This is a genomic window from Deltaproteobacteria bacterium, from assembly GCA_029210625.1.
Taxonomy (GTDB): domain Bacteria; phylum Myxococcota; class Myxococcia; order SLRQ01; family SLRQ01; genus JARGFU01.
Genome location: JARGFU010000010.1, coordinates 93553 through 113982 on the forward strand (window position 1 = coordinate 93553; position 20430 = coordinate 113982).

Sequence of the window (20430 nt, forward strand, 5' to 3'; positions counted from 1 at the left end):
AGAGGTCCACCCCCGGCAGGGGGACGAGGCTGGCGAGCTCGAGGAAGAGGGGGAGGCAGAGGGTGACCCCCAGCCGCCGTCAGAGCTCGGAGAGCGACCCCGGCGCGCTGCCCCTGGAGTCCGGCGGCGTCACAGGGGGCTCAGGAGCGTGCGGTTCATGGTCCGGGGACTCTAGATCAGAACTCTCGATTCCCGAACGTCACCGGCGCCGCACTTCTCCAGGGGGTGTTCTGGTCTAGAGTCGGACCTCCCGCCGGAAGGGCGTGCGGGAGGAGGGGACGGACGCGATGCAGAGCACGGCCGAGCGGATGCGGGCGGAGATCGCCGAGGGGCTGGAGGCCGGCCCGCGGGGCGCCTGCTCCGAGGGTGAGCGCGCCCTGGGGCGCCTGCTGGAGGAGCGCTGGGGCGCCTTCGCCGGAGAGGCGCGCGCCGAGGCCTTCCGCTGCCAGCCCCACGCCTTCCTGGGCTTCATCCCCTTCGTCTCGCTCCTGACCCTCGCCGCCCTCGCGCTCCTGCCGCGCTGGCCCGCCGCCTCGGCGTCGCTGGCCGCGGTCTCGCTCCTGGTCACCGTCTTCGAGCTGCTCCTCTACCGGGAGCTGGTCGATCCCCTCTTCCCGACCCGGACCGGCCACAACATCGTCGCGAGGATCGCGCCGGCGGGGGAGATCGAGCGGCGGGTCGTGCTCAGCGCGCACCAGGACGCGGCCTACGAGTTCAACCTCTGGTACTGGTTCAAGGGCGCCGGGGTGGGGGTCAACGTGCTCGGCCTGGGGGCCGCGCCGCTCCACGCCGGGGTCGTCGGTGGCCTGGCCTGGGCCGGCCTGCTCGAGGCGGGGACCCTCTCCACCCTCGCCTGGGTCGGGGCCCTGCTGGCGCCCTTCGCTGCCCTCCACCTGCTCTTCCACACCTTCCGCGTCGTGCCCGGGGCGATGGACGATCTCGCCGGCCTGGCCGCCATCACCGCTGCGGCGCGGGAGCTCTCCCGCGAGGGCCTCGAGCACACCGAGCTCCTGCTCCTCGGCTGCTCGGCGGAGGAGTGCGGGCTGCGCGGCGCCAAGCGCTACGTGGCCGCCCACCGGGAGGAGCTGCTGGCGACGCCGACCCTGAACCTCAACGTGGACGGCGTCTACGACGAGCGCTTCCTGACGGTGATCACCCGCGAGCTGACCACGGGCGTGCGCCACTCTCCGGCGTTGATCGAGCTGGCGCAGGAGAGCGCCCGGACGCTCGGGCAGCCGATGCGGCCCGGGATCATCCCCTTCGGGGCCACCGACGCCTCGGCCTTCGGACAGGCGGGCGTCGAGACGGTCTCCCTGCTCTGCCAGGACATCGGCCGGCTGGCGCCCAACTACCACACCCGGCTGGACACCCTCGAGCGGGTGCGGCCCGAGGCGCTCACGGTCATGCGCGATCTCCTGATCGAGATGGTGCGCCGCCTCGATCGGCCCTAGGGCGTCCGCACCCACCCCTCCGGCTTCCAGTCGAGGCGGGAGGTGGGCCAGTTGGCCAGGTCGAGCAGGAGGGTGACGACGTCGGGGCGGCCCTGCAGATCGACCGTGTCGAGGCGGACCACCGCGCGCTCAGGCAGATCCTTCACCGCGGCCAGGAAGCCCTCGAGGTCGGCGACGCTCTCGCCCTGCACCGCGACGATCCGCCGCGTGGGCTGAAGCGGGTAGCGCTGCGCGGGGGAGCCGGCCGAGACCCAGGAGATGTAGACGCCCTCCCGGGGCTGGCCCCAGTCGGCGGTCAGCGGCCAGTGGGGCTCCTGGAGGAGGGCGCCGGCCCAGAGCACGATCTTCTCGGTGCCGCGCCCCGAGAGGGGGACGGTCTTCGCCTGGAGCTCGAGCTCCTTGCCCTCCCGCAGCACGGTCAGGCGCAGCTCCTCGCCCCGCTCGGCCTGCTCGACGGTGCGGTAGTCGGCGGCCAGCCGGCCCCCCACCCGCAGGAGGAGGTCGCCCTCCTCGAGGACCTCGCTGGCGGGGACGCCCCTGGCCAGGCGCGCGACCGAGAGGAGGCGGCGCAGGCCCGCCTTCTGGAACTCGGCGATCCACTTCGCCGAGAGCCCCTGGTCCCGGGCGCTGGCGAGGGGGGTGAGGGCGAGGTCGGCGCCCAGGGTGCGGACCGTGGGCGCCTTGCCCTGCCGCAGGGCGGGGAGGAGGTCCTTGATCAGATAGGTGGGCAGGGCGAGCATCCGGCCGTTGCGCCCGTCGAGGACCGAGAACCAGAGCGCGGCCACCTGCCCGGCGCCGTCGACCAGGGCCCCGCCGATGTTCTTCTCGGAGTCGTTCACCGAGGCCACCAGCACGTTGCCCTCGCGGAAGCGCGGGGGGCTTCCCCGGGTGATCCCCGGGGCGTCGACCTTGGTGACCTCCACCTCCTGGGTGACCACCTGGAGGCTGCGGGTGAGGGCGAGGAGGCGCAGCTTCTCGCCCGCCTCGGGGGGGCGATCGCGCAGGACCGCGGGCCGCACCGGCGTCTTGCCGATCAGCTTCGGGTCGTAGCGGACCACCGCCACGTCGTGGAGGGGGTGGAGGAAGACCACCTCCGCGGGGACGCGCAGGCTGCCGCCGAAGGTGACGGTGCAGTCGCCGAGGGGGACGGCGACCGTGTCGCGGTCGACCACCACCAGGCCGCGGGTCGCGTCGAGGATCAGGCCGGTGCCGGCGAAGTCGTCGCCGTTGACGCCGTCGACCCGGAAGGGCACCCGGTAGCGGACCTCCACCAGGCTGTCCGCCGCGGCCTGGAGGCGCGCGGGCTTCACCTTCGGCAGGGCCACGGTGGCCGGCTCCACGGGGGGGGTCGGCGGAACCTCGGTGATCTCCTGGCAGGGCCAGCGGCCGGTGGCGTCGTCGCGCTTGCAGCGCCGGAAGGGGAAGAAGCGGCGGTCGACGGTCATCACCCCGGAGATCGAGCGGTGGCGATCGTGGGGCAGGAAGGAGCGCACCGGCACCCGGGCGCCGTCGCCGAGCGAGGCGAGGATGGCCGCGGCCTCGTCGAGGGTGGTCACCGGCTTGCCGTCGATGGCGGTGAGCACCGAGCGGTGGGCGACGCCACCGGAGTCGAACATGTAGCCGGGCCGGGCGACGTAGACCCCCCGGGTCGGCAGATCGAACTGCCGGGCCACCTGGTAGGAGAGGGCGTTGAGGATGCCGCCGCCCACCTCGAGGTACTCCGCCGGCGTGATGGCGTGGAGGTCGTCGACCTTCAGCATCGCGCGCACGCGCTCGCCGGCGCGCTCGACCACCACCTCGACCTCCTGGCCCACGGCCTCGTCGAGGACCGTCTCCACCGCGAGGAAGTCCACCGCCCGGCGCCCCCCCACCGAGAGGAGGACGTCGCCGACCTTCAGCGCCTCGGCGGCCGGCCCCCCCGGAGAGATCCGGCGGATGACGAGCATGCCGTGGCCCTCCGGGGCGGCCTTGCGGAAGGCCTGCTCGGTGGCCTCCGTCGTCCCGAGGCGGCGCACCTCGTGGTAGGGCTCGTAGACCGTGGTGAGCTGGAGGGTGCCCCGGGAGATGGCCCGGCCGGCGCGGATGGCGTCGAGGGCGCGCACGACCCGGTCGAGGGGGAGGTAGTAGCTCGAGGCGGCCAGCATCCGGCCGCCGGCGTTGAGGGCGACGACGTGGCCGTGGACGTCGAGGACCGGCGAGCCCGAGGAGCCCCCGGAGGTCGAGGAGGCGGCCTGGATGTAGAAGGTGTTGAAGTCGTTGAAGCCCCCGCGGCCGTAGGCCGGGGCCGAGCGGTCGGTGCGGGCGATCGTGCCGGCCAGGATCGAGAGCTTCTCCCCCGAGTCGTTGCCCACCACCCGGATCTCCCGGCCCACGGTGGCGTGGTCCGGGCGCAGCTCGAGGGCGTCGAGCTGCTGGTAGCGGACCTGCTTCGGATCGAAGCGGTAGACCCCGAAGTCGTGGACCGGATCCCGGTAGACGGGGGTGAGCTCGACCTCCTCGTGGTCGGCGAAGACGGCCTCCGCCACCGAGGGGCCGGGCCCCACGACGTGGCGGTTGGTGAGGATCAGGCCCTCCTTCGCGTCGACCAGGAAGCCGGTGGCCTGGCTGGTGACGGAGTGCTCGGTGTCGAAGGCGCGCACGAAGCGGATCTTGATGGAGACCACCGAGGGGACCACCGTGGCCAGGGTCTTCGACCAGGCGCCGCTGTCCGCGGCGGGCGGCGGGGTGGCCCCGCTGGCCTCCGGGCCCTGGCGGGCCTCGGCCCCGGGCGGGATCGAGAGGAGGGCGAGGGCGAGGAGGGCGGTCCGGGCTCGGAAGTGACGCATGGGGCAGGTTATTGGGGCCTCGAGGGGGGGCGGTCAAGTCGGTCCCCCCGTCCCCGTTTCTCAGCTAGGATGGGCCCCTCACTTCCGGCCGCGGCGATCGGGTGCCGCGGACCGGTCAGGCAAGACGAGCTCTTCGGGAGGATCGAGCATGACAGACGCACCCAGAACCGCAGTCGCCAGCGAGGGGCTCCGTGTCGGAGCGATGCTGATGATGCAGTTCAAGGACGTCCGCATCGGCGCGTCGGTCCAGAAGGCCCTGCGGGTCATGGATCCCGAGCAGTCCACCCAGGGCGGCAAGCAGGCTCGCCAGCCCATCGCCCTGGTCGCCATCGGCGGCGAGGCGATGAGCCTCGTCTTCGGCTGGATGGACGTCGCCCAGAAGCAGGCGGCCTTCAAGGACTTCGACTCGGTGGCGGCGACCTTCGCCCAGCGCAGCGGCATGCAGGTCGACTTCGCCCGCAACGAGTACGAGCAGGTCGTGGCCGGCGTCGTCTCCTTCCTGCAGTCCCAGGGCATCCAGGCCCAGATGCCGGCGGCGAGGGTCACCATGGCCGAGCCCCAGGGGATGCAGGCCGCCGGCGGCGCGCCGCCCGCCAAGGAGGCGAACCTCGGCCTGGCCATCATGTTCGGCGGCGTGGGCATCGCCATCGGCTTCGGCCTCGGCTACGTCGTCTTCGGGATGTAGCGCGCCGCCCGCGGCAGTACTTTCGTGGCGGACTTCGCGCACCTGCATCTGCACACCCTCTACTCGCTCCTGCAGGGAGCGATCCGCCTCGGTCCGCTGATGGAGCGGGTCAAGGCGGGGGGCATGGACTCGGTCGCCATGACCGACACCGCCAACCTCTACGGGGCGGTGGACTTCGTGAAGCAGGCGAAGAAGCACGGCGTCCACCCGATCCTCGGCAGCGAGATCTTCGTCCAGGGCGCCGACGCCCGGCCCGCGGCCCTCGTGCTCCTGGCCGAGAACGGGACGGGTTACCGCAACCTGCGGCACCTGCTCTCCACTGCCTGGTTGGAGCACCACGAGCCCAGCGCCCGCTTCCCGTTGATCCCCTTCTCGCTGCTCTCGAAGCACACCGAGGGGCTCTTCGCCCTCTCGGGCGGCCTCGACGGCGAGCCGGCGCGGGCCTTCGTCGAGCGGGGGCCGGACGCCGCCCGCGAGGCAGTGGCGCGCTACCGCCAACTCTTCGCGCCGGCGCACTACCACCTCGAGCTGCAGATCAACGGCTACCCCGAGCGCCGGCGGGTCAACGAGTTCTTCAAGGAGCTCTCCCGCGACGAGAAGATCCCCCTGGTGGCCACCGGCGACTGCCACTACCTCGACCGGCGCGACGCCCGGGCGCACGAGGTGCTGCTCTCCATCGCCGAGCAGGTGCGGGTCGAGGAGCTGCGCCGCAGCCGGCAGGTGGGCGAGACCCAGTACCTGCGCACGGCCGAGGAGATGCTCGAGCTCTTCGAGGACGTGCCCGACGCCGTCTACCGCACCGCAGAGATCGCCGAGGCCTGCTCGGTGGACCTCGAGCTGGGGAAGCACACCTACCTGCCCAACTTCGAGGTGGGGGAGGGGCACGACCAGGCCAGCTGGCTGGCCAAGGTGAGCGCCGAGGGGCTGGGGAAGCGCTTCGCCGAGATCGGCGACAGCTACCCCTACGACGAGCAGGAGTACCTCGATCGCCTGGAGCTGGAGCTCAAGGTGATCACCGACATGGGCTTCCCCGGCTACTTCCTGATCGTGCAGGAGTTCATCAACTGGGCGAAGGACCACGGGGTGGCGGTGGGGCCGGGCCGCGGCTCGGGCGCCGGCTCCCTGGTCGCCTGGGTGCTGCGGATCACCGACCTCGATCCCATCCACCATGGCCTGCTCTTCGAGCGCTTCCTCAACCCCGAGCGGGTCTCGATGCCCGACTTCGACGTCGACTTCTGCCAGACCCGACGCGACGAGGTGATCGAGCACGTCAACCAGCTCTACGGCGTCGAGAACGTCGGCCAGATCATCACCTTCGGTCAGCTCAAGGCCCGCTCGGTGATCCGCGACGTCGTGCGGGTGATGGGCCTGCCCTTCGCCGAGGGTGACCGCCTGGCCAAGCTGGTGCCGCCCGACCTGGGGATGACCCTGGAGAAGGCGCTGCAGCAGGAGCCGCGGCTCAAGGAGCTCTACGAGAGCCGCGAGCAGCCCATCTACCGCGAGATCATCGACATCGCGATGAAGCTCGAGGGCCTCAACCGCCAGGCGGGGGTCCACGCCGCCGGCGTGGTCATCGGCGACAAGCCGCTCTGGGAGTACGTGCCGGTCATCCGCTCGAAGGACGGGGACATTGTCACCCAGTTCGCCAAGGAGGAGGTCGAGGAGGCGGGCCTGGTGAAGTTCGACTTCCTGGGCCTGAAGACCCTCACCATGATCGAGGACGCCCTGCGGCTGGTGAACCGCGGGCGCCCCGAGGAGGAGAAGGTCCGGGTCGAGGGCCTGCCCCTCGACGATCCGAAGGTCTACGAGCTGATCTCTCGCGGCGACACCACCGGCGTCTTCCAGCTGGAGTCCTCGGGCTTCAAGGAGCTGCTCAAGAAGCTGCGCCCGGATCGCTTCTCGGACATCGTCGCCGCGGTCGCCCTCTACCGGCCGGGCCCCCTGGGCTCGGGGATGGTCGACGACTTCATCGCCCGCAAGCACGGCCGGCAGGCGGTCTCCTATCCGCACCCGGCCCTGGAGCGGGTGCTGGAGGAGACCAAGGGCGTCATCGTCTACCAGGAGCAGGTCATGGAGATCAGCCGGATCCTCGCCGGCTACTCCCTCGGGCGCGCGGACCTGCTGCGCCGGGCGATGGGCAAGAAGAAGGCCGAGGTCATGGCCGCCGAGCGCTCCGGCTTCCTCGAGGGCGCCGCGGCCAACGAGATCGATCCGGACCTGGCCGGTCAGATCTTCGACCTGATGGAGAAGTTCGCCGCCTACGGCTTCAACAAGTCGCACTCGGCGGCCTACGGGCTGATCACCTACCAGACCGCCTGGCTCAAGACCCACTACCCGGTCGAGGCGATGGCGGCCCTCCTCACCTCCGAGCGGGACAACACCGACAAGGTGGTCACCCACATCGGCGAGGTGCGCCGGGACATGGGCATCGAGGTGGTGCCGCCGGACATCAACCGCTCGGGCGAGTTCTTCGACGTGCTCCCCCCCGACGAGGGCGAGCGCCTCGGGAAGATCCTCTTCGGCCTCGGGGCGGTGAAGGGCGTCGGTCACGCGGCGATCGAGGCGATCCTCGAGGCGCGCGAGGAGGAGGTGCACTTCCGCGGCCTGCTCCACTTCTGCGAGGCGGTGGACACCCGCCGGGTGAACAAGCGCACCGTCGAGGCCCTGATCAAGGCGGGCTGCTTCGACTACGTCGGCGTGCCCCGCGAGAACCTCCTGGCCACCCTCGACCGCGCGATGGAGCGGGGACAGAAGGCCCAGAAGGACCGTGAGATGGGCCAGTCCGATCTCTTTGGCGGCGGCTTCGCCAGCGGGGGCAAGTCCGCCAGCGCCACCGAGAACGAGCGTGCCGACATCTACCGGGAGAACGAGGAGGGGCCCTGGACCGAGCGCGAGCGCCTCGGGGCCGAGAAGGAGGCCCTCGGCTTCTACCTCACCGGTCACCCCCTCGATCGCTTCGCCAAGGCCGCCGGCCGCCTGGCCACCCCCCTCACCCAGCTCGCCCGCTGCGAGCCCTACGAGGAGGTGAAGGTGGCGGTGATCGTCGAGGGGGTTCAGGAGCGGGTGACGAAGGCCGGCGCCCGGATGGCCCGGCTGGTCCTCGAGGACCTCGCTGGCCGCTCCGACGCCGTCTGCTTCTCGGGTACCTTCCTGGAGATCGAGGAGCTGCTCAAGGGAGACGACCCCCTCCTCCTCTCCGGCCGGGTGCGGGTCGAGGGCGAGGGCGAGGAGGCCACGGTCGAGTTCCGGGTGCAGGGCGCCCAGCGTCTGGAGGACGTCCGCGCCGAGGTGGCCAGCGCCATCACCCTCTCGGTGCCCCCCGAGGTCCTCGACGAGGGGAAGGCGCGGCGGCTGCGTGAGCTGCTCGCCGCGCACCCCGGCCGCTGCACCACCTTCCTGAAGATCCGCGAGGAGGGCAGCTGGGAGACGGTGCTCCGCCTCGGCGAGCTCTCGGTGCAGCCCACCGAGGCGCTCCTCGCCGGCGTCGACGCCCTCTTCGGGCGCCGGGTCACCGAGGTCCACTAGCCTCTAGATCTCTTCCTTCTCGCCGCCCCGGCCGGTGAAGACGCAGCGGTAGAGATCGGTGCGTCGGTCGCGCCAGTTCTGGGTGGTGCCGGTGAGCCGGTGGCGCCGGATGAGCTCGAGGTCGAGGTCGTGGAGGAGCACCTGCGCGATGTTGGCGCTGGCCTCGGCGGCGATGCCGTCGCGGCTGAAGGGGATATCGCAGGGAGAGAAGATGGCCGACTGGGCGTAGTGGATGTCGGCGTTCTCGACGAAGGGGAGGTTGCCGACGCAGCCCGAGATGACCACGTACATGTGGTTCTCGATGGCGCGCGCCTGGGCGCAGTAGCGGACCCGGTTGTAGCCGTTGCGCTCGTCGGTGTTGAAGGGGACGAAGAGCAGCCGGGCGCCGCGGGCCGCCGCGAGCCGCGCCAGCTCGGGGAACTCGACGTCGTAGCAGACGTTGATGGCGATCCGCCCGCGGTCGGTCTCGAAGACCTCCAGGGCCTCGCCCGCGCTGATGCCCCACCAGCGGCGCTCGTTGGGGGTGACGTGGATCTTGTACTGCTTGGCGATCGTTCCATCCCGGCGGAAGAGGTAGGCGACGTTGTAGAGGCAGTCCTCCTCCAGGGTGAACTGCGAGCCGCCGATGATGTTCACGTGGTAGCGCACGGCGAGCCCGGTCATCAGGTCGAGGTAGCGGGGCGTGTACTCGGAGAGCAGCCGGGCGGCCTGCCCGGGGCCGTGCGCCTCGACCAGCGAGAGCAGCTCCAGGGTGAAGAGCTCGGGGAAGACGACGAAGTCGCTCCGGTAGTCCGAGGCGACGTCGACGTAGAACTCCACCTGCCGGGCGAAGTCCTCCCAGGCGACGAGGTTGCGCATCTGCCACTGCACGGTGCAGACGCGGACCTGGTTGACCGCCTTGAGCTGCCGCTTGCCCTCGGGGACGTACTCGAGGTTGGTCCACTCGAGGTGGGTGGCGTAGCCGAGGGATTCGGCGTCGCCCTGGAGGTAGTTCGGGATCAGGCCCCGCAGGACGAAGCCGTTGGAGAGCTGAGGGGTGAGCACCTGATCGTAGATGTCCTTGTAGACCACGTACTCGATGTACTCGCGGGGGGTCATCTCCGAGGCGTGGCGGTGGTAGCCGGGGATCCGGCCGCCGATGATGATCCGCTGGAGGTTCATTCGCCGCACGACATCCTTGCGGGCCTCGTAGAGGCGCCGGGAGAGGCGCATCCCCCGGTAGCGCGGGTGCACCATGATCTCGATGCCGTAGAGGGTGTCGCCCTCGGCGTCGTGGTTGCGGATGAAGCCTCCGTCGGCGATGAGCTTCCAGTCGTGCCAGTCCTGGTATTGCGAGAAGTCGACGACCACGCTCGAGGCCGAGGCGACGATGTGCCCCCGGTACTCGACCACGATCTAGCCCTCGGGGAAGAGGTCGAGCTGGCTCTCGATCTGCTCCCGGGACCAGGTCACCATCCCCGGGAAGCAGGCCTCCTGCATGGCGACCAGGTCCTCGAAGTCGTCCAGGCGCATGGGTCGCACGCGGATCTGGCGCTCGAAGCTCTTGAGCTTGAGGGGGGCTCCGGTCTTCACGCCGGAGGCGCCGCGGCCGGGCTTCTTCTGCTTCTTGCCGATCGGCTTCTTCTTGGCCGCGCGCTTCTTGGCCGCCGTCTTCTGGGTCGTCTTCTTCTGGGTGGTCTTCTTCGCCGCCATCGCTCGGGCCTCCTCACCGGTGCCAACGGTAGGCCGTCGCCCGGGTCGGCACCACCCCGACCGGCTTGGTACCCTCGCTCGCACCCAGTACTCGCCGGGTCCGGCACCCGGCGCCAAGGAGGCCCCATGAAGACCAGGCTCTCGATCCTTCTCCTCTCCCTCGCCCTGCTCGGCGGCTGCGCTGCCACCAGCGCCGGCGCCCAGTACCACTCCCCCGAGTACCAGGCCCGGGAGGTGCTCTCCCAGCCGGTGATCCAGGCCAAGGACGCGCTCCTCTCCGAGGAGGCGATCCGGATGCTGCTCTCCCACCGCATCGTCCTCCCGGCGAAGGCGAAGCTCGCGGTCGTCGACCTCGGCCACGAGAGCATCGGTGGCGGGGGCTACTACCGGGCGAACAGCGCCGAGTTCCTCCAGCTCAAGAAGGAGAAGCTCGAGGCCATCGAGGCGCCCCTCGAGGCCACCGGCCGCTTCACCGAGATCACCCACGTGCCGCGGCTGCTCCACGGCGGGTACACCTCCCTCGTTCGCCTGCGCGAGGCGGCGGCGCTGATGCAGGCCGACCTCCTCCTCGTCTACCAGTCCCGCTCCCAGCTCGTTTACGACTTCAACCTCTTCTCCAAGGACGAGGTGCGGGCCCACGGCAGCATCGAGGTGCTGGTCATCGACGTCACCTCCGGCGCGGTGCCGATGGCCGACACCTTCGAGGCCTTCCACCTCGAGAAGGGCAAGAAGGAGGACGTGGACGACTTCGAGCTGAAGAAGCGCGCCGACCGGGCGGTGACCTTCGCGACCCTGGAGGCGGCGGTGGCGGGGATCTCCGACTTCTTCGCCCGCCGGGCGCCTGCCACCCCGGCGGAGGCCGACGCCGGGTAGAATGACGAGGTGGGCACGCCAAGTGCACTACCCCCCCGTGCGATGAAGGAATACGGCCACTTGGGGGCTCGTGAGCCCGGAGAACGGCGCAGACCTTCCACAGGTGTGCGCCGCTTGCGTCAGATCGTCCTGCCCCTGTCGGCGGCCCTCTGCCTCGGCGCGGCCCTGGCGCCGGCGCCGGCGCGCGCCCAGACCGTCAGCACGGTGCAGTGGCTCAACCTCCTCTTCGGCATGCGGGGCGTCGACGACGGTAACCGCATGTTCGCGCTCGAGCTCCACGGGGTCCTCGACCTCAACCCCCGGCCGGCGCCCGCCCTCTCCCGGCCCGGCTGGGTGCTGCGGCCGGGCGGCGAGGCCCGGGCCAACCTCGGCTTCTCGAACGGCTACGAGTTCGTGGCCAGCGTCGGCTGGCTCTTCTCCGACCCCTCCCGGCAGGGGACCCTGCGCCCCAACGTCGGCGCCTCCTTCAACCTGCCCACCGGGGCGGGGGGCGCCATCTACGGCCTGCTCACCTTCGGCCTGTGGATCAACCTGGACGGGCAGGAGGACGCCTGGGGACCTCCCCTGGGCGCCGAGACCCGGATCGCCTTCGGCGGCCGCTTCCCGGTGACGCCGATCCTCTCGATGGTCACCGAGTTCAACATCACCACCGTCTCGGTGGGGGGCGGTGAGTTCGCGCCCTTCGTCGGGCTGCGCCTGGGCTGGGCGATCTCGCCCCCCGATCCGAAGCGGGAGGAGGCCCTGCGCCGCCGCGAGGAGCGGCGCCTGCGCAAGCTGCGGCAAGCGCCGCTCACGCCGCCACCCCCGCCCCCGCCGACCCCCTAGGTCGGACCCGGGTGGCGCCCGGCGCGCAGGGCGAGCAGGCGCCGGAAGGCGGTGAGCGCGGGGAGGAAGCCGTAGACCAGGTTGGTCAGGAGGATCAGGGCGACGGTCCCCTTCAGGCCGAAGGCGAGGCCGCCCACCAGGAGCAGGAGGAGGTAGGCGGGCGCCGCCCGCAGGACGCGGGGCTCCTGCTCGAGCCGGCGGCCGAGGTGGAGGTAGGGCGTCGTGAAGGAGACCATCTGGGCGCAGGCCACGCCGACCAGCAGCCCGGTCAGGGCCGGGGTGTGGGGGAAGAGGATCGCCGCGCAGATCGCGATCAGCGCGCCGACGGTGCTGGGGGCGCCGGCGAAGTGGGCCGGATCGGAGCCGGCCTTGTTCAGGGTGAAGTAGACGAGGCGGCCGATCGTGAAGATCGCGTAGGCGGCGCCGATCGCCACGCCCTCCAGGCCGCCGAGGGCGAAGGCGAGGACCACCCCGGGGGCGAGGCCGTAGTTCACCGCGTCGGCGACGTCGTCCGAGTAGACCCCCCAGCGGGTGCCTCCCCAGCGGCGGGCCGCGGCGCCGTCGAGGCCGTCGCAGGCCGCGCCGAGCAGCAGGAAGAGCAGGCTGATCTCGAAGCGGCCGTGGGACGCGAAGTGCATCGAGAAGATCCCGCAGGCGAGGTTCGTCGCCGAGAGGAGGTCGGCCAGGAAGCGCTTCTGGAGCAGGTCGAGGTTGTGGGCGACCACCAGCGAGGTGAAGGCGATGTTGATCGCGAGCAGCGCGGTCACCACCTTCGGGGTCAGGAGGTGGGGCAGCAGACCCTGGGAGAGGAAGAAGAGGGAGAGCAGGGTGGCGTAGCTCATCACCGTGCGCAGGCGGTTCTGGGTCGAGCCGCGGCCGAGCAGGTAGAGGACGAAGAGCAGCAGGTCGAGGCCGAGCTTCACGGCGACCAGCGGCGCCGGCAGCACCTCGAGGCAGAAGCCGGCGAAGACGAAGAGCAGGGGGTAGTCGCAGACCCGATCGAAGATCCGGCCGAAGGCGGTGGCGAGGCCGCGGGCCCGGGCGACCACCCCGTCGAGGTAGTCGAGGGCGGCGAAGGCGAGGAAGGCCGCCACCGCCACCCGCGGCCCGCCGGGGATCAGCTCGAGCTGCCGCAGCGAGAGGATCACCAGCGGCGTGACCACCAGCAGCTTCACCGCCGAGATCAGGTTCGGGTGCAGGGGGATGCGGGAGCCCAGCGCCTGCTCGAGGCGCTGGAGCCAGGCGGGGGAGGGGACGAGGCGGCGCTGCGCCCCTTCGACGGAAGCGTCCATGGGGACCGGTCAGTGCACGCCCGGTGCCACCCGCAAGCCCGCGAGATCACGGCGATCGTCGATCGACGCGCTGCGTAAGCGGCTACGCGGGCGCAGGAGCTTTCGCGGGGTCACTCGGTGAAGAGGGTCCCCAGGTCGTCGATCACCTCGACGCCGCTCTGCTTGTAGACCTTCACCGGCAGGCGCAGGTAGCTCGAGGTCGCGTAGATCTCGGGCTCTCCGGCGGGGGACATCCAGCGGTGGAGGACGACCTCGACCTTGCTGCCCTCCTGCTCGGTGACGAAGCGGCAGGCCTCCTCGACGCCGGCCGGGATGGCCTCGACGTAGGTGTCGACCCGCAGGCGGAAGATCTTGTCGATCCAGCCGCTGGCCACGCTGCTCTTCTCCTCGGGCTTCGCCGCGAAGGCCCAGTAGGCGGCGCGACGATCGGCGCGGTTCTGCTGGACGAGGCGCTGGGAGCGCTCGCCGGAGCGGGCCTCGACGGCGGCCACCTCCTCCCGCTTCAGGCCGATGATGCTGCGCTCGAGGAGCTGCCGCTCGGCGCCCTCGAGGTTGCGAAGGGCGGTGGCCTCGACGAGGTAGACCTTGGAGGTCCCCTCCTCGTGGAGGTAGCGGCGGGAGCCGCCGAAGGCCTGGCCGCCCACCCCGAAGGTCCAGGTGCGGTCGCCCCGGGTGATCGAGAAGGTCGCCTCGGCCGGCTTCAGGCCGAGCTTCTCCAGCCGCTCCTCGGGTACCTCGTCCATGGCTCGCAGGGCGGTCAGGGGTGCGAGGCGATCGAGGAGGCGCTCGGCGCTGCGCCCGCCGGCGAAGCGGCGGGTCTTCTTCTCGGCGGCGGGCTCCCCTGCCTCCGGCGCCGCGGGGGCCGGGGCGGCGTCGGGGGCCTCGGGCGCCTCCGGGAGCGGGGCCTCGCCCTCCTCGCCCTCACCCTCGCCCTCTCCGGGCTCGGGCTCGGGGAGCTCCGCGCCGGAGTCGTCGGCCTTCTTCCCCACGGTCTCGGTGAGCGAGACGACGTAGTAGCGGCCGTTGGCGTCGCTCTTCGCCTCGAGGACCGCCTCGCGCTTCGCGGTGGCGAAGCTCACGCGGTCGATCTGATCGGCCTTCAGGTCGAGGATCACCACCGGGGTGCTCTCGCCGGAGGTGACCGTCGCCTCGTGGGTCCAGGCGAAGTAGGCGCCGACGAGCAGCACCAAGAGAGTGAGGGACCATCCCCAGGCTGCCCGGCTCATGAGCGCCTCCTCCGGCTGCGCACGCGGAGCAGCCCTGCCACGATGATGATCACCGGCACCAGGACGCTGGTGCCGTAGAACCAGGCCTGATCCTCGTCCCGGGAGTGCTCGATCCGGACGTCCTCCTCGGACTCGACGGTGCCCGAGAGGGCCTCGTCACCGGTGAGCCAGTTCACGGTGTCGACCACGTACTGGAGGTTGGCCTCGTTCGGCACCGCCGCGTCGGAGACCGCGGCCAGGGTCGCCAGGGCGGCGTTCCGCGCGCCGGTCTCCTTGTTCTCGGCCGCGGTGCCGATCACGTAGACCGCCGCCTTCTCCTCCGGCGCGTTCAGGGCATGGTTGCCGTCGGCGTCGGGCCAGGCGCCGCTGCGGGTCCGGATCGTCGGGGTGGTGAGCTTGCCCTGCTCGGTGAGGGTCTCGAGCCAGCCCGAGTAGGGCGCCACGAAGATCAGGCGCGACTTGTTGCGGGAGAGGGTGCTCACCGAGCCGTGGGTCGAGTAGGCGTTGGTCATCAGCAGCGCCCGGTCAGTGGGGCCGTTGACCTTCACCAGGTGGTCCCGGGCGTGGTGGAGCTGCTCGGGGTGGAAGCGCACGCCCAGCAGGGGTCCGAGGCCCGGGTCGAAGACCTCGCCGGCGGCGGGGTCGTCGATGGACTGGGCGTCGAAGAGGACCAGCAGCTTGCCGCCGCCCTCGTGGTAGGCGCGCAGCGCCTCGACCTCCTCGGGGAGGAAGGCCCGCCGGGCGCCGGCGACGATGACGAGCGCGGCGTCCTCGGGGATCTCCCGGCCCAGGCCCTGGTCCAGGGTCAGCTCCTTCACCCGGTAGTTCAGCCGCTCGAGCACCTGCTTGAAGATGCCGATCTTCCGCACCGCCTCGGTCTCGCCCGACCAGCGGGCCTCGCCGTGGCCGGCGGTGAAGTAGGCCACCCGCGCCTTGCGGCCGAGCTTGAGGAGCTTCTCGTGGACCTTCTCGTCCAGCTTCTTCAGGGACTGCCGGGCCCCGTCGAGCTGCTGGCCGATGTTGATCCGCTCGATGTCGGCGTCCTTGCCGGTGCCCTTCACCAGCGCGATCGTCCCGTTGCTGCTCACCCGCAGGTTCTTGGCCAGGTCGGGCTGGAGGGCCTGATCGGCGACCTCCAGGCTGAGCAGCTCGGCGGCGCCGGTGAGGCGCTCGAAGTAGGGCATCAGCTCCCGCTGCACCTCGTTCGCCGGCGGGAAGAAGAGCACCACCCGCACCGGCTCCTCGAGGCTGCCGGCCACCGCCAGGGTCGCCTCCCCCACCTCGGTGGTCTTCAGGTAGCGAAGGTCCGTGGTGTCGTTGAGGCGGTGGGCGATGAGGTTCAGGGGGAAGACGCAGGCCACGACCAGGGCGCAGACGACGCCCACGTCGAGGGCCACCGCCACCCGCCGGGCGTGCAGACCCTCGGGCTGGGCCACCAGCGCCCGGTCCACCAGGAGCAGCGGCAGCAGGGTGACCGCGACGCCGATCGGCCAGAGCGCCCCGAAGACCCCGGACCAGCGCCGGGCCGCCTCGGTCGAGAGGGCGAGGCCGTCGACGACCGCGTCGGTGGAGAGGGCGTAGAGGAGGAGCGCGCCCAGGGTGCCCAGCGAGAGCCAGAGGAGCTTGCTCTGGGCGGCGTGGGTGGTGGTGCCCGGCGTGGCGGCCTTGCGGGCGCGCAGGCGCAGGGCGAGGGCGCCGGCCAGGGAGAGCGCCGCGATGACGCGGACGACCCAGGCCGAGGTGCCCTCTCCCCCGAGGAGGCGCTCGGCCCCGTAGAGGAAGAGGAGGGCGACGACGAGGAGGATGGCCGAGGGACTCATGCTGAGCGCCTCCAGGCCTGCACGTGGGTGGTCACCACCAGGAAGGCGGTCGTGAGGCTGAGATGGAAGACGATCGACTCGCTGGGGATGCGTCCCTCCATGAAGGGGCGGAAGTGCGAGTCCCACAGGGCGATGTACGAGAAGAGGCCCCCCAGGGGCGGGTCGGCGACCTGGGCCAGCTTCCACATCAGGAGGAGGGTCACCAGCACCACACCGGAGGTGACCCCGGCGACGACCTGGTTCTGCGAGAGGCTGGAGCCGAGGGTGCCGATGGCGACGGCGGAGCTGCCCAGGAGCAGCAGGCCGAGGTAGCCGGCGAAGACGTGGCCGAAGCTCACCTTGCCGTTCACCATCACCATGATCGGCATGTAGACGGTGAAGGCGACCATCAGGCCCAGGAAGATCAGGGCCGAGAGGTACTTGCCCAGCACCACCGAGCCCTGGGAGATGGGGGCTCCGTCGAGCAGCACGCCGGTGCCGGTGGAGCGCTCCTCGGCGAAGAGGCGGATGGTCAGCAGCACCGCCGCGATCATCGTCACCCCCGAGGAGAACTCGAAGAAGCGCTCGATGACGTCGGTGGAGAGCTGGGCGCCGGCGCCCAGGGCGTAGGCGTTGAAGAGCAGCCCGTTGACGAGCAGCAGCGCGCCCACCACGGCGTAGCCCCAGACGGTGTTGAAGTAGGCGCCGAGCTCTCGCTTCGCGACGAGGCCGGCCCCACGCAGGGAGTTGCTCATGCTGCCTCCTCCTTCGCTTCGCTCTTGGTGAGATCGAGGAAGGCCTGCTCGAGCTCGGTCTCGGTGGGCATCACCTGCCGGATGCCGCAGCCTGCGCCGACCAGAGCGGCCACGGCCGCCTCCACCAGCTCGGCGGTGGCGGTGAGGGTCAGCTCCAGGCCGTCCTCGTCCTCGACCCCGAGGTCGAGGCCCTGGATGCCCTCGAGCCCCTTCAGGGTGCTCTCGATCGAGGCCCGCGCGCCGCGCACCCGCAGGCGCCAGCGCCCGCCGCCGCCGCCGAGGCGCTCGGTCAGCTCGTCCTCGGTGCCCGAGGCCAGCAGCCGGCCCTCGTGGATGAGCAGGATGCGATCGCAGGTCTGGGAGATCTCGGGGAGGATGTGCGAGGAGACCAGCACCGTGTGCTGACCGCGCAGGGCGCCGATGGTCTCGCGCATCTCGACGATCTGCCGGGGGTCGAGGCCGCTGATGGGCTCGTCGAGGATGACCAGGGCCGGCTCGTGGAGCACGGCCTGGGCGATGCCCACCCGCTTGCGGTAGCCGTGGGAGAGCTCGCCGATGACCCGGTGCAGGTCGCCCCGGGCCAGGCCGGCCTGCTCGAGGGTCTTCGGCAGCCGGGCCTCGATCTCGGCCCTCGTGCGGCCCTTGAGCTGCCCGGCGTAGAGGAGGTAGTCGCCCACCGTCATCTCCCGGTAGACCGGCGGCTCCTCGGGGAGGTAGCCGATCCGCGAGCGGGCGGCCGCCGGGGCGTCGACCACCGAGCGGCCGTCCACCCGGGCTTCGCCAGCCGAGGGCAGGAGCAGCCCGGAGAGGATCTTCAGGAGGGTGCTCTTCCCGGCCCCGTTCAGGCCCAGCACTCCGACGATCTCCCCCTGCTCGATGGAGAAGGAGACGTCGGAGAGCGCCCGGCGGGACCCGTAGTAGCGGGTCAGAGACGTCGTTTCGACCATGGCCATAAGGCCGGCAAAGTTGGCCACGACCGCCCTGAAGTCAAGGGGTTGGAGCGGGTGGGCCGGTCAGCAGGGTCTCGAGCTCGCGCAGGGCCTCGATCCGGGCGTCGGGCGCGTGGTCCCCCGGCGCCGGCTCGAAGCGCTCGATGGGGGCGTGCTCGGAGGTGAGGATGGCCTGCATCCCCATCCGGCGGGCGCCCTGGATGTCGGCGAGCCAGTTGTCGCCCACATAGACGCACGCCTCGGCGGGCAGGCCCAGGCCCTCGAGGAGCCGCTCGAAGGGGCGGGGGTGGGGCTTCACGAAGCCGACCTCGCCGGAGACGACGATGGTCTCGAAGTGCCGGGAGAGGTCCAGGCGATCGAGGCCCTCCCGGATCGCGGGGCCCGAGGGGTAGTTGGAGAGCAGGGCCAGGCGGTAGCGCTCCCCCAGGCGCCCGAGCAGGGCCGGCACGGCCGGATCGACGGCGATCACCTCGAGGAAGGCCTGGTGGCGGCAAGCGGCGAGGGCGGCGAGGTCGCCCTCGCTGGCCTCCCGGGCGAAGAGGGCCTGGATCAGCTCCCGGCCGAGGGCCTCGAGGTCGTTCTCCCGCAGGTCGCGCTCGTAGGGGCGCCGGTACTGCTCGGCCCGCAGCGCGTGCATCCGCTCGAGGTCGAAGGGGCCGAGGCGCTCCTCCAGGGTGCGGCGCAGGGCCTCGTTCATCCCCTGGACCTGCCGGGGGCCGAACTCGATGAGGGTGCCGCCCAGATCGAAGCAGAGCGCCTGGATGCGATCGGGGTCGAGGGTCATGGGAGGCCTTCATCGCCTCCGGCCCGGCCGGCTGGCAAGTCCAGGGAGGGGTGCCCTTGCCCGATTCCCCGGGTGTAGGGTGGCCCCATGCCGGATCCCTTCGCCGACGCCCTGGGAGAGGCGCAGTTCGCCGAGACGGACTGGGACGAGTCGGGCAGCACCCAGCAGCACGATCCGGGCCGGGGCCTCGAGGCGGTGATCGAGCCCGAGCAGACGGTGATGCTGGGCGAGGAGGGCACGACCTACCTGCCCGGCGGCGAGGCGGTGGCCGACGCCCTCAAGCTCGGCCGGCGCCGGGCGGCCGGGCGCTGGGGCCGGCTCCTGGAGCGCCTCCTGGGGCGCCGGGATCAATTCCCCCCCGAGGAGCGGATGGCGGCGGTCTTCGCCCTGGTGGTCGGCGCCGGCGCCGCGATCGGGGTGCCCGCCAACCTGGCGCTGAAGATGGACACCGAGCTGGTGATCCTCTGCGCGGTCTACGCGCCCCTGGGCTTCGGCCTCTACGCGGCCCTGCGGCTGCGGCGCCTCCCCTCCCGCTTCATCCCGGCGGCGATGTTCCTCCTCACCGCTAGCTTCATCACCCACTACTGGCTGCGCTTCGACGGCGCCTCCGGCGGCGCGCCGATCTCGGCCTTCGTCTTCGCGGTGCTGCCGGCCGTCGTCGCCCGGGGCTGGCGGCGCCTGGCGGTCCTCGGCGGCTTCGGCCTGCTGGGGGCGGTGCTCTTCGCCCTCGAGCTGGCCTGGCCCGCCGCCATCCGCCACACCTACCTGAACGTCGCCCAGCGCAAGGCGGACATCGCCGCCACCTGGCTGCTCTGCTTCGTCATCCTCGGCGTCATCGTCCTCGTCCTCTCCCGGGCCTACGCCGACCTGGTCGAGCAGGTGGAGCAGGCCCGCGAGCGCACCGAGTTCCTGCTCAACAACGTCATGCCCGCCCCGGTGGTCGCCCGCCTGCGCCGGGGCGAGCGGAACATCGCCGACAGCATCGACTCGGTGACGGTGATCTTCGCGGACCTCGCCGGCTTCACCCAGGCGGCCTCCAGCCGTCGGCCGGGCCAGGTGCTGGCCCTCCTCAACCAGCTCTTCTCCGAGTTCGACGCCATCTGTCAGCGCCACGGGGTCGAGCGGATCAAGACCATCGGGGACGCCTACATGGCCGCCGCCGGCGTGCCGACGCCCCGGCCGGACCACGCCCCGGCCGCCGCCCGGGCGGCCCTGGAGATGATGGCCTTCGCCCGCCGCAACCCGGGCCTCATGCTGGGCGGGGGCCTGCGCATGGGCCTCCACTCCGGCCCGGTGGTGGGCGGCGTGGTGGGCATCGCCCGCTTCGCCTACGACCTCTGGGGGGACGCGGTGAACCTCGCCAGCCGGATGGAGTCCCACGGGGTGGTCGGCAAGGTGCAGGTCAGCCGGGACACCGCGGAGCTCCTCGGCGGCGCCTTCGAGCTGGAGGCCCGCGGCGAGATCGAGGTGAAGGGCCGCGGCCCCATCACCACCTACTTCGTCCTGCGCGAGCGCTAGCGCTAGCGGGCCTTCCAGCCGAGGCGCAGGAGGACGGGCGGGTGATCGGAGAGGGGCTCTCCGGCCTCGTCGACGAAGCCCCCGGGCCGGCTCCACTCGAGGGCCGAGAGCTCCCCCTCCGGTGCGCCGCAGGCCGTCAGGAGAAGCAAGAGCCCGGGAAAGAAAAGGAAAAGGGAGGCCGGAACCGGCGGGGGGCGGGGCATCTATGCCAGAATAGTGCATCGGCTCTC

14 protein-coding genes and 1 pseudogene are annotated in these 20430 nt (G+C 71.6%); 6 read left to right on the forward strand and 9 right to left on the reverse strand.

Annotated elements, in window-relative coordinates; translation table 11 throughout:
• The first annotated feature begins 287 nt into the window (after positions 1-287).
• Positions 288-1451: a M20/M25/M40 family metallo-hydrolase gene (locus P1V51_11245; GenBank protein MDF1563612.1), complete on the forward strand. Its 1164-nt coding sequence runs from the start codon at positions 288-290 to the stop codon at positions 1449-1451.
• On the opposite strand, the gene P1V51_11250 is transcribed toward P1V51_11245, so the two are convergent.
• Positions 1448-4276, reverse strand: coding sequence for a trypsin-like peptidase domain-containing protein (locus tag P1V51_11250; GenBank protein ID MDF1563613.1), 2829 nt, complete (start codon positions 4274-4276; stop codon positions 1448-1450). The genes P1V51_11245 and P1V51_11250 overlap by 4 nt on opposite strands.
• Positions 4277-4484: 208 nt before the next feature.
• Here P1V51_11250 and P1V51_11255 point away from each other — a divergent pair, with 208 nt between their 5' ends.
• Both P1V51_11255 and dnaE read left to right on the forward strand, forming a co-directional pair.
• On the forward strand, positions 4485-4961 hold the full coding sequence (locus P1V51_11255) for a hypothetical protein (GenBank protein ID MDF1563614.1): 477 nt from the start codon (positions 4485-4487) through the stop codon (positions 4959-4961).
• A 24-nt stretch (positions 4962-4985) separates the two neighbouring features.
• Positions 4986-8486 (forward strand): DNA polymerase III subunit alpha, encoded by a 3501-nt coding sequence (gene dnaE, locus P1V51_11260; protein MDF1563615.1) that lies wholly within the window; start codon positions 4986-4988, stop codon positions 8484-8486.
• A 3-nt stretch (positions 8487-8489) separates the two neighbouring features.
• Here the strand turns inward: dnaE and P1V51_11265 are convergent.
• Positions 8490-9998, reverse strand: a pseudogene (locus tag P1V51_11265) (GNAT family N-acetyltransferase).
• A 306-nt stretch (positions 9999-10304) separates the two neighbouring features.
• Here P1V51_11265 and P1V51_11270 point away from each other — a divergent pair.
• On the forward strand, positions 10305-11051 hold the full coding sequence (locus tag P1V51_11270) for a hypothetical protein (protein ID MDF1563616.1): 747 nt from the start codon (positions 10305-10307) through the stop codon (positions 11049-11051).
• Between the two features lie 114 nt (positions 11052-11165).
• Positions 11166-11876, forward strand: coding sequence for a hypothetical protein (locus P1V51_11275; protein MDF1563617.1), 711 nt, complete (start codon positions 11166-11168; stop codon positions 11874-11876).
• Here the strand turns inward: P1V51_11275 and P1V51_11280 are convergent.
• From P1V51_11280 to P1V51_11305, 6 genes are all read right to left on the reverse strand, one after another.
• Positions 11873-13168: a CDP-alcohol phosphatidyltransferase family protein gene (locus tag P1V51_11280; GenBank protein MDF1563618.1), complete on the reverse strand. Its 1296-nt coding sequence runs from the start codon at positions 13166-13168 to the stop codon at positions 11873-11875. The genes P1V51_11275 and P1V51_11280 overlap by 4 nt on opposite strands.
• A 110-nt stretch (positions 13169-13278) precedes the next feature.
• Entirely contained in the window at positions 13279-14394 is a 1116-nt protein-coding gene (locus tag P1V51_11285; GenBank protein MDF1563619.1) for a DUF4340 domain-containing protein, read from the reverse strand.
• Positions 14391-16214 (reverse strand): Gldg family protein, encoded by a 1824-nt coding sequence (locus P1V51_11290; GenBank protein MDF1563620.1) that lies wholly within the window; start codon positions 16212-16214, stop codon positions 14391-14393. The genes P1V51_11285 and P1V51_11290 overlap by 4 nt, the downstream gene beginning before the upstream one ends.
• Positions 16211-16948, reverse strand: coding sequence for an ABC transporter permease subunit (locus tag P1V51_11295; GenBank protein MDF1563621.1), 738 nt, complete (start codon positions 16946-16948; stop codon positions 16211-16213). Before P1V51_11295 ends, P1V51_11290 begins: the two co-directional genes overlap by 4 nt.
• Entirely contained in the window at positions 16945-17895 is a 951-nt protein-coding gene (locus P1V51_11300; GenBank protein MDF1563622.1) for an ABC transporter ATP-binding protein, read from the reverse strand. The genes P1V51_11295 and P1V51_11300 overlap by 4 nt, the downstream gene beginning before the upstream one ends.
• Before the next feature lie 40 nt (positions 17896-17935).
• Positions 17936-18682 (reverse strand): HAD family hydrolase, encoded by a 747-nt coding sequence (locus P1V51_11305; protein ID MDF1563623.1) that lies wholly within the window; start codon positions 18680-18682, stop codon positions 17936-17938.
• An 87-nt stretch (positions 18683-18769) separates the two neighbouring features.
• On the opposite strand from P1V51_11305, the gene P1V51_11310 reads away from it, so the two are divergent.
• A complete protein-coding gene (locus tag P1V51_11310) occupies positions 18770-20200 on the forward strand; it encodes an adenylate/guanylate cyclase domain-containing protein (GenBank protein MDF1563624.1) in 1431 nt (476 codons plus the stop codon).
• Between the two features lie 2 nt (positions 20201-20202).
• On the opposite strand, the gene P1V51_11315 is transcribed toward P1V51_11310, so the two are convergent.
• Positions 20203-20349: a hypothetical protein gene (locus P1V51_11315; GenBank protein MDF1563625.1), complete on the reverse strand. Its 147-nt coding sequence runs from the start codon at positions 20347-20349 to the stop codon at positions 20203-20205.
• Between the last annotated feature and the right edge of the window lie 81 nt (positions 20350-20430).

Coding starts and splice junctions, on each gene's coding strand:
- P1V51_11245 (MDF1563612.1), top strand. CDS start 288: ATGCAGAGCACGGCCGAGCGGATGCGGGCGGAGATCGCCGAGGGGCTG.
- P1V51_11250 (MDF1563613.1), bottom strand. CDS start 4,276: ATGCGTCACTTCCGAGCCCGGACCGCCCTCCTCGCCCTCGCCCTCCTC.
- P1V51_11255 (MDF1563614.1), top strand. CDS start 4,485: ATGATGCAGTTCAAGGACGTCCGCATCGGCGCGTCGGTCCAGAAGGCC.
- P1V51_11270 (MDF1563616.1), top strand. CDS start 10,305: ATGAAGACCAGGCTCTCGATCCTTCTCCTCTCCCTCGCCCTGCTCGGC.
- P1V51_11280 (MDF1563618.1), bottom strand. CDS start 13,168: ATGGACGCTTCCGTCGAAGGGGCGCAGCGCCGCCTCGTCCCCTCCCCC.
- P1V51_11285 (MDF1563619.1), bottom strand. CDS start 14,394: ATGAGCCGGGCAGCCTGGGGATGGTCCCTCACTCTCTTGGTGCTGCTC.
- P1V51_11290 (MDF1563620.1), bottom strand. CDS start 16,214: ATGAGTCCCTCGGCCATCCTCCTCGTCGTCGCCCTCCTCTTCCTCTAC.
- P1V51_11295 (MDF1563621.1), bottom strand. CDS start 16,948: ATGAGCAACTCCCTGCGTGGGGCCGGCCTCGTCGCGAAGCGAGAGCTC.
- P1V51_11300 (MDF1563622.1), bottom strand. CDS start 17,895: ATGGTCGAAACGACGTCTCTGACCCGCTACTACGGGTCCCGCCGGGCG.
- P1V51_11305 (MDF1563623.1), bottom strand. CDS start 18,682: ATGACCCTCGACCCCGATCGCATCCAGGCGCTCTGCTTCGATCTGGGC.
- P1V51_11310 (MDF1563624.1), top strand. CDS start 18,770: ATGCCGGATCCCTTCGCCGACGCCCTGGGAGAGGCGCAGTTCGCCGAG.